This is a genomic window from Bradyrhizobium sp. Leo114 (assembly GCF_055229415.2).
This window is the reverse complement of the sequence record NZ_JBUYEN020000107.1, coordinates 1-8,053: the sequence shown is the minus strand read 5'-3', so window position 1 is coordinate 8,053 and position 8,053 is coordinate 1. Positions and strand designations below refer to the sequence as shown.

Genomic DNA, 8,053 nt, shown 5'->3' with positions numbered 1-8,053 from the left:
ACGCTGTCAACTGAGCGGAAGGCAACACGAAGGGGTGCGATATCGCGAGCGCCCAGTCGTTTCGGCGTGGTCGCAGACCCTGGCATGTGCAGAAGCTTCTTGTACGGGAACCGGGAGGTCTCTTGGTTGGCCAGATGCTCGCTGAGCAGCCTGGTCCGCGGTGGGAAGGCGAGGAGCCATAGCCGCCGATGAACGATCAGGAGAAGTCTGACTCGGCCATAGTAGCGACGAAGTCGCCGAATCAAGCCGGAGCTCCGGTGGCAGAGGCGATGGAGCCAAGGGCTGGGACCAGGAGGAACGCGGGACAGCAAAGCACGCACCGGACGCAGACCCGGGCTCGCGTGACCCAGGCGCTGGACCGCGTACGGCAAGCTGCAAAGCTTGGGAAGAAAGAGCGGTTCACGGCGCTTCTCCACCATATCAACACTGACACGCTCCGTTTGGCGTTCTACGCGCTCAAGCGCAAAGCAGCCCCCGGCGTGGACGGTGTGACATGGCAGGACTTCGAGACAGACCTGGAGCCTCGGCTTGAGGATCTGAACGCTCGGGTCCACCGAGGAGCGTATCGGCCCCAACCGTCACGCCGGACGTATATCCCGAAGGCTGACGGCCGGGAGAGACCGCTGGCGATCGCAGCTCTGGAAGACAAAATCGTCCAGGGCGCGACCGTCATGGTGCTCAACGCCATCTACGAAGGCGACTTCGTCGGCTTCTCTTACGGGTTTCGACCCGGCCGGGGGCCACATGACGCGCTGGACGCCCTGGCGGTAGCGATCACCACGCGGAAGGTGAACTGGATACTTGACGCCGACGTGCAAAACTTTTTCGGAAGTGTGAGCCAAGACTGGCTGGTCCAGTTTTTGGAACACCGGCATCGGCGACAAGCGCATCATCCGCCTGATCCGTAAATGGCTGAAGGCGGGCATCCTCGAAGACGGGGTCGTAACCGTGGACGACAGGGGCCCGGGGCAAGGATCGGTGATTTCGCCGCTGCTCGCCAACGTTTACCTGCACTACACATTCGATCTTTGGGCCGAACGCTGGCGACGGCAAGAGGCTCACGGCGATATGATTATCGTGCGCTACGCCGATGATCTGGTGGCCGGCTTCGAGCATGAGGACGACGCTCGCCGTTTCCTTGATGCGATGCGTGAACGGTTTGAGGCATTCGCGCTGACGCTCCATTCGGACAAGACCCGCCGATTGAGTTCGGTCGCTATGCGGCGGCCAATCGCAAGGCACGCGGGCTCGGCAAACCGGAGACGTTCGTGTTTCTGGGCTTCACCCACATCTGCGGTAAGTCACGTCGGGGGAGCTTCCTGCTCCAAAGGAAGACCCGTCGCGACCGTCTGCGGACGAAGCTTCAGGACATCAAGGGAGAGCTGCGGCGTCGAATGCACCAACCGATCCCCGTCCAGGGTAAATGGCTGAGACAGGTCATCACCGGCCACTTCGCCTACTATGCGGTTCCTGCAAACGGACGGGCGCTTTCAGCCTTCCGCTATTATGTGACCGACCTCTGGCGACGAAGAGCTATGCGGGAAACTGGGTGATGACGGACTGAGATAGGCGGCGTATCGAGGCGGGTGTCGAAGCCTGCCAGAACCTCTCTCAAGGAGAGCAATACGCCATGAACGAGACTAGCAACATTGTCCCGCTTCGTCAGCCCGACGAGATCGACGATCCACTGACCAATATTTTGCGCGCTGGTGCGCGGCAACTTTTGGCGCAAGCGGTCGAGGCCGAAGTCGAGACCTTTCTTGCCACGGTGAAGGACTTGAAGCTTGCCGACGGACGCGCCCGTGTCGTGCGGCATGGCTACGGCCCGGCGCGAACGATTGCGACGGGCATCGGTCCGGTCGAGGTCGCGCGGGCGAAGATTCGCGACCGTGGGGCGGCCGGCGATAGTGAGCGGATCCGGTTCGGCTCGGCGATCCTGCCGCTGTGGGCACGGCGGACCAGAAGCCTGGATGCGCTGTTGCCGATTCTGTACCTGCGCGGCATCTCGACCGGCGATTTCCAGGAGGCGCTGACGGCCTTGCTGGGCAAGGACGCACCGAACCTGTCGCCCGCGGTGATTTCCCGGCTGACCGCGGAGTGGCAAGGCGAGTACGAGCGCTGGCAGAGGCGCGATTTGTCGGCGCGACGATACGTGTACGTGTGGGCCGATGGCGTCTTCCTGCAGGCCCGCATGGAAGACCACGGCGAGTGCATGCTGGTGCTGATCGGCGCGACGCCGGAAGGCAAGAAGGAACTGATCGGCTTCCAGGTCGGCGTGCGGGAGAGCGCGCAGAGCTGGCGTGAGCTCCTGATCGACGTCAAGCGGCGCGGGTTGCAGATCGCCCCGGAAATTGCCGTCGGCGACGGCGCGCTCGGCTTCTGGAAGGCGCTCGACGAGGTCTGTCCCGGCACACGGCACTAGCGATGCTGGGTGCACAAGACCGTGAACGTCCTGGACAAGGTCCCGCTCTCGGTGCAGGCCACCATGAAGAAGGATCTGCGCGAGGTCTACTGGGCGCCGAACCGGGCGTCCGCCGAAGCGGCGATCGACGTTTTCGCCGAGAAATACCGCGCCAAATACGGCCGGGCGGTCGAATGTCTGGTCAAGGATCGCGACGCCCTGCTGGCCTTCTACGACTTCCCGGCCGAGCATTGGGATCACTTGCGCACGAGCAATCCCATCGAAAGCGTGTTCGCGACCGTGCGGCACCGGACGGTGCGCACCAAGGGCTCGTTGTCGCCAACTCCCGCCAGGCTGATGGTGTTCAAACTGGTGATCGCCGCATCAAAGACCTGGCGGCGGCTCAAAGGCACAAATCAGTTGCCGAAGGTCATCGCAGGTGTCAGATTCAACGACGGCATCGAGGTCATCCAAATGCCGGCAAACCACGCCGCCTGATCACCTCATCACCCAAAATCCCGCATAGCTCCGCGTCCAGGAAGCGATCAAGCTGGTGTTTGACAAGGTCGAGGAACTGGGCAGCGCGCGACAGGCGCTCTGCTGGCTCCGCGAGTACAATCTCGATCTGCCGGTGAAGCAGACCAACGGCGACACGGCCTGGCGGCGACCAAACTACTCCGCCATCCACCGGATCATTGAGAACCCGGTCTACGGCGGCGCCTATGCCTATGGTAAGACAGCTGTGGCGGCGGGATACAGCACTGCAGGCGTGAGCGTGAAGATCCGCCGCAAGGCGCGGAACGAATGGCTGACGCTGAAGCCCAACACTCACGAAGGTATGTGAGCTGGGAGAAGTTCGAGGCGATTCGCACCATGATCAGCAGCAATGTTCCCACCAGTCGGCATCACGGCGCGCCCAAGCATGGTGACGCGCTGCTGGCCGGTCTGATCCGCTGCAAGCGCTGCGGTCCCAAGCTCATACTCCGGTCCTCCGGCATGGAAAGCCATATCCCGCGCTACAGCTGCAGCCGCGCCTGGATGGACAATGGCGGGGCCCACTGCATCGCCTTCGGCGGACTGCGCGTCGATGACGCCATCGAGGAAGCACTGCTTGGAGTCGTCGGTCCGGGCGCTGCCGCAACCGCTGCCGCCAAGGGAGCCAGGGAACGGCGCGATCAGGTACGCGATGCCCTCAGTCGCGACCTCGAAGCGGCGCGCTATGCCGCCGACAGGGCTTTCCGGCAATACGATGCCGCTGATCCCGCGAACCGGCTGGTGACCAGTGAGCTGGAAGCCCGCTGGAACAGAGCGCTCGCTCACGCGGCGGAGGTTGAGGCCAAGATCGCCATGCATGATGCGGCGATGCCCTCACCCCTTGCTGATCCAGCCTCGCTCGGCGTTCTGGCCTCGAACCTCAAAACCGTCTGGGATGCGCCGACGATGGATGCTCGCCTCAAGAAGCGCAGTGTGCGCACCCTCATCCATGAGGTCGTGGCCGATATCGACGACGCGGCCTCGGAGATCGTTCTCATGGTCCATGGGGTAGGGGGCGCCCACAGCGAGTTGCGCTTGCCGAAGCGCCGGCGCGGACAGCGCAACAGCACCTCTGCCGATATCGTCCAGGCCGTGCGTCAACTGGTGCTTATCGCCAGCGACGATCTGATTGCTGGCCTCCTCAATCGCAACGGCCGCAAGACCGGTAACGGCAATCGCTGGACCCGCGAGCGCGTCACATCAATGCGCTCGAACTACCACATCCCGGTGTTCAAGCCCGCCGAGGACGGGATCGAGCCATGGCTCAACCTTGGCAACGCCGCAAAGCTCCTGAAGATCGCGCCCAAGACGCTCCGACTGGCCGCTGAAGCCGGCGAGATCGAATCCATCCATCCTCTGCCGGATGGTCCTTGGACCCGTCGATCGTCAGCGCGAAGAACGTGCTGGTGATGCGGCTGGTGAGGAATTCGCGCATAGCGAACATGTCGGCGCGCATCCATAGTAATGGCAGGATCTCGAACATTATAGTCGGGGTCGACCTGACCGTATCGCTCCGGCGAAGGCCGCCTTGCGAGGTGTGATGGAGATTGAAGACATAGGCGTATGACTGACCATACGCCTGTGCCGAAGGTCTCTCGGCTGGAAGTTGTCTCGACGGGCGCTCGGCGCCATTGGACATTCGAGGAGAAGCAGCGGATCGTTGCCGAGAGCTACGACGGGCCACGATTGGCGTCGGTGACGCGCGGCGCAACGGGTTGTCTGCGAGCCAATTGTTCACATGGCGCCGGTTGGCGCGCCAGGGTCGACTGGGGCGGAGATGCCGCGCCTGCTCTTGTTCCCGTCGAGATCACGCCTGTGGCGGCTCCGATCTCGAGTGGCGCGCCACAACCGACGTCTTCACCACCTGCGCAGCGTCCAAGGGCTGGAATCATAGAGATCGAGCTTGGCGGCGGCTGTCGTGTTCGCGTTGACCGTGACGTGGACGTTGAGACGCTGCAGCAGGTTCTTGAGCTCTTGCGGCGCCGATGATCCCGATTCCGAGCGGCGTCAGGGTCTGGATCGCTACCGGCTACATCGACATGCGCCGCGGCATGCGAAGCTGGGCTCTCACCGTTCAGGAGAGCCTGGAGCGCGATCCTCATGCCGGCGATCTCTACATCTTCCGGGGCCGCCGCGGTGATCTGGTCAACATTCTCTGGCATGGTGTGCTGCAGAGCATGAAGGAGGTGAATAACCAAATTTAATGCGTACAGCTTTATGAGAGATGGAGGACGGCCCTCCTGCATCGGCGTTCCAGGCGCAGATGCAAAACCACGACACTGTGGCTTCGCTTAAAAGGCGCGGTCATCAGCAAGTGTTGCAAAAGATCCCGGGTTTACGGGGCAGGTAAGTATCCAGAAGGCGAGCGAAAGCAAATCTTCCGATGACGCGTCGAAAATTATTTAGACGTCGCCAACATCAGGGGCGCGTGCCATCCCTGAGATCAATCCGTGAGACGCCTGGATTACTGCGCGGAGGGGATGTCCCGATCGGTGTTGAACTAGGTCTGGCCGACGTTGCCGGAATGAATGTTACGCGACGCTCGTGACGTGGGCAACGGGGTTGATCGTCATGGGATTGTGGTGAGCTTGAAGGGCCGCACGCAGAATCGCCAATTGCTGATGTGCCTTCAATCGTCGGAAGCCCTTGTTGGCCTCGATCATGCCGGCCGCGACCCATCGCAAGGCCATACCGGCATCCCGCCAGCGCTTGACGTTGCGCGTGACGCGGCGAATGGTGCCCATCATGTTCTCGGCGATGTTGGTACAGGCGAGCGATCGACGAAGCTCCTTCGGCAGCTTCAACCGGACGACGGTCAGGATTTCGTCGAGGCCTTCGAGAATGCTCGCCGCTACGCCAGGCCATTGCTGGTCGAGTCGACGCGCGAGATTGCGGATCAATTTTTCAGCCTTGTCGGCGTCATCGAGCTCCCAGGCCTGGCGCAGCACCCGACGGGTGGCCGCATGATGCTGTTTCGGCAAGCGTTCCATAATGTTGCGGGCCTTGTGGATCTGGCAGCGATGAACATGCAGTCCCGTTCCACTGCCAGCGTGCCGCCGTGCTCGGGCCGGTCAAGGCGAAGCCTTGCGGTGGCCGCAGATGCGGCCAGCCTTGACCGCCCCTCCGCGCGGCGGCTGCGAGATCGGTGGCCGGGACGGAAGAATGGCCCGCAGCGCAGCCGAACAAAAGAATGGACTTACAGCGATCTCCGCAGTCGTCCTCTCGGCCACGAAGAAATCGCTTGTCCATCCTCAGGCTCTGCTGGACAACCTGGTCTCGCGCGGGCTCGACCCGACGGTGCCAAAACTGCGATGGTCTTCAAACTGCTGGAGGCCACGCAGAAAAGCTGGCGTCGCCGCGATGGCCACAATCAGTTGCCAAAACTCGTTCGCGGTGTGACATTCAACGACGGGATCGAGGTCATCGCCAAGCCAACCGACCGTCAGACCATAACCGCCGCCGCCTGACCGGCCTCACCGTCACCAAAATTCGGCGATAGCTCGACGGCAACCCTTCCCAGACGGGCCGAGGACCGAGTTACAAATGTAGTCGATATCAGCGTAGCTAGGGGCTCTTACATGGTATGCTCACGCTCTAAAAGGAGGCAGATGCTCAGTGACAGACAGTAGAGAGCAGACACATAGACGAAATCATGCAACTGGTGATGGTCGTGGGACACGGATAACGGCGCTGTCGAGCGGCGAAATGGCCGATATTGCGAGACGTGTGATCACCGACGACCCGGTTGAAACAGCAAACCAGCTCACGACGATTAAGCTCATCGGCCGCTCCGCACGAGATGCAGTGCAGACGGACCCCATTGGGGCGTTTCACAAGCGGCTTAACCGGATCGGCACTGTTGCCCATGCTTTGTACGAAACTGCAAAGCCGGATAACGGCGAGCCCCCAGCGTATCCGGACGACGAGCCTGGGAACGCAGCTCGTCGGGCCGGCAGTGTCGCGCCAATACTTAGGTTCCAATCTGCTGGCCGGAAAGCGGCCACGGTTGATCACATTCTCGACCTGTCTCGCATTAGCAATAATGCTGCCCCCATCCTAGCAATCGCGGGCCACCTGGGCTCCCTTGATCATGCGAATAGACGGCGTCTTCTTGATCAAACAATTGAACTATTTAAGGATGGCTATTCGAATCCGTTCGACCACCAGGCCGCAGCCTCGACCCTTGTCGTGGCACACGAACACTTGGAGGTAGATCAAAAAGCGGCACTTTACGATGCGTTGAGAGGTAACGAGGATCTGAGCGACCGTCTTGCCGAAGCGGATAGGAGAGAGCGCCTTTTCGGGACTCGCATGGGATCTAGCAAGATGGTGAAGCCGTACAGTGCAGACGTGAACACTAGCATCGATGCAATTGAGAACTCGTTCCAAGCGCTGCAAGCGGATAGAGGAGCCGAGACGCTCAAACGACTAAGCAGGATACGCAAGCTCGGCAATTCTATCAACAATGCTTACAATCGCGCACGGGAGGAATTGATGGGTTCTGTCAGAAGCAGAGAAAACGTCGGTCGATAAACTTCGCGAGCGAGATCGAGGCGTTGGAGCTATGCGGGAATTTGGGTGACGAGGCGATCAGGCGGCGTGGTTTGCCGGCACTTGGATGACCTCGATGCCGTTTTCGAATCTGACACCTGCGATGACCTTCGGCAACTGATTTGTGCCTTTGAGCCGCCGCCAGGTCTTTGATGCGGCGATCACACCATCAGCCTGGCGGTGGTTGGCGACAACGAGCCCTTGGTGTGCACCGTCCGGTGCCGCACGGTGGCGAACACGCTTTCGATGGGGTTGGTAACCGGTATGAGATGTCTCGGTGCCAACGTTCCGCTGCGGTGTTCTACATCGTGGCGTATGGTGCGACCATCGGGACAGAGGCACCGGGAGCACGAAGTGCGGGCAGGCCGATGCACACGATGAGCCGAGAGCTCGAGTTAGTAGCTGGCCGCCTCTGCGACTCGCCCGGTTGCGCCGCGAGCGCGAATCCGTAGTTGTCGTGTCGCCCGCAGCTCCCATCGTTGTCCGGCAGAGGAGGTGCGAATGCGACGGGTAATTGGCATTGATGTCCACCGAACCTTCGGGGAGGTGGTATTTTGGGAGAACGGC

The 8,053-nt window shown here is 61.4% G+C and carries 6 protein-coding genes and 5 pseudogenes; 8 read left to right on the top strand and 3 right to left on the bottom strand.

Going from position 1 to position 8,053, the window contains the following annotated elements:
• Nucleotides 1–188: 188 nt before the first annotated feature.
• From ACZIRK_RS44040 to ACZIRK_RS44020, 5 genes and pseudogenes are all read left to right on the top strand, one after another.
• Nucleotides 189–908 (top strand): reverse transcriptase domain-containing protein, encoded by a 720-nt coding sequence (locus ACZIRK_RS44040; protein WP_474419709.1) that lies wholly within the window; start codon nucleotides 189–191, stop codon nucleotides 906–908.
• 40 nt (nucleotides 909–948) lie between these two features.
• Complete coding sequence (locus ACZIRK_RS44035; RefSeq protein WP_474419707.1) at nucleotides 949–1,431, top strand: reverse transcriptase domain-containing protein; 483 nt, start codon at nucleotides 949–951, stop codon at nucleotides 1,429–1,431.
• A 199-nt stretch (nucleotides 1,432–1,630) separates the two neighbouring features.
• Nucleotides 1,631–2,899 (top strand): annotated as a pseudogene (locus ACZIRK_RS44030) (IS256 family transposase).
• 55 nt (nucleotides 2,900–2,954) lie between these two features.
• Nucleotides 2,955–3,245, top strand: coding sequence for a recombinase family protein (locus ACZIRK_RS44025; RefSeq protein WP_245475237.1), 291 nt, complete (start codon nucleotides 2,955–2,957; stop codon nucleotides 3,243–3,245).
• A complete protein-coding gene (locus ACZIRK_RS44020) occupies nucleotides 3,206–4,345 on the top strand; it encodes a recombinase zinc ribbon domain-containing protein (protein ID WP_463703217.1) in 1,140 nt (379 codons plus the stop codon). Before ACZIRK_RS44025 ends, ACZIRK_RS44020 begins: the two co-directional genes overlap by 40 nt.
• Here the strand turns inward: ACZIRK_RS44020 and ACZIRK_RS44015 are convergent.
• A pseudogene (locus tag ACZIRK_RS44015) lies at nucleotides 4,308–4,418 on the bottom strand (DUF1419 domain-containing protein); the annotation flags it as partial. The gene ACZIRK_RS44020 and the pseudogene ACZIRK_RS44015 sit on opposite strands and share 38 nt — an antisense overlap.
• A 502-nt stretch (nucleotides 4,419–4,920) precedes the next feature.
• Between ACZIRK_RS44015 and tnpB the strand changes: the two are divergent.
• Nucleotides 4,921–5,139 carry an IS66 family insertion sequence element accessory protein TnpB gene (tnpB, locus tag ACZIRK_RS44010; protein ID WP_130231786.1) on the top strand — a complete coding sequence of 73 codons (219 nt, stop codon included), beginning with the start codon at nucleotides 4,921–4,923 and terminating at the stop codon, nucleotides 5,137–5,139.
• Nucleotides 5,140–5,466: 327 nt separating this feature from the next.
• Here tnpB and ACZIRK_RS44005 read toward each other — a convergent pair.
• A pseudogene (locus tag ACZIRK_RS44005) lies at nucleotides 5,467–5,958 on the bottom strand (transposase); the annotation flags it as partial.
• 285 nt (nucleotides 5,959–6,243) lie between these two features.
• On the opposite strand from ACZIRK_RS44005, the pseudogene ACZIRK_RS44000 reads away from it, so the two are divergent.
• Both ACZIRK_RS44000 and ACZIRK_RS43995 read left to right on the top strand, forming a co-directional pair.
• Nucleotides 6,244–6,402 (top strand): annotated as a pseudogene (locus ACZIRK_RS44000) (IS256 family transposase); the annotation flags it as partial.
• A 238-nt stretch (nucleotides 6,403–6,640) separates the two neighbouring features.
• Nucleotides 6,641–7,468: a hypothetical protein gene (locus ACZIRK_RS43995; protein ID WP_130231908.1), complete on the top strand. Its 828-nt coding sequence runs from the start codon at nucleotides 6,641–6,643 to the stop codon at nucleotides 7,466–7,468.
• A 57-nt stretch (nucleotides 7,469–7,525) separates the two neighbouring features.
• Here ACZIRK_RS43995 and ACZIRK_RS43990 read toward each other — a convergent pair.
• Nucleotides 7,526–7,743 (bottom strand): annotated as a pseudogene (locus tag ACZIRK_RS43990) (IS256 family transposase); the annotation flags it as partial.
• Nucleotides 7,744–8,053 lie beyond the last annotated feature (310 nt).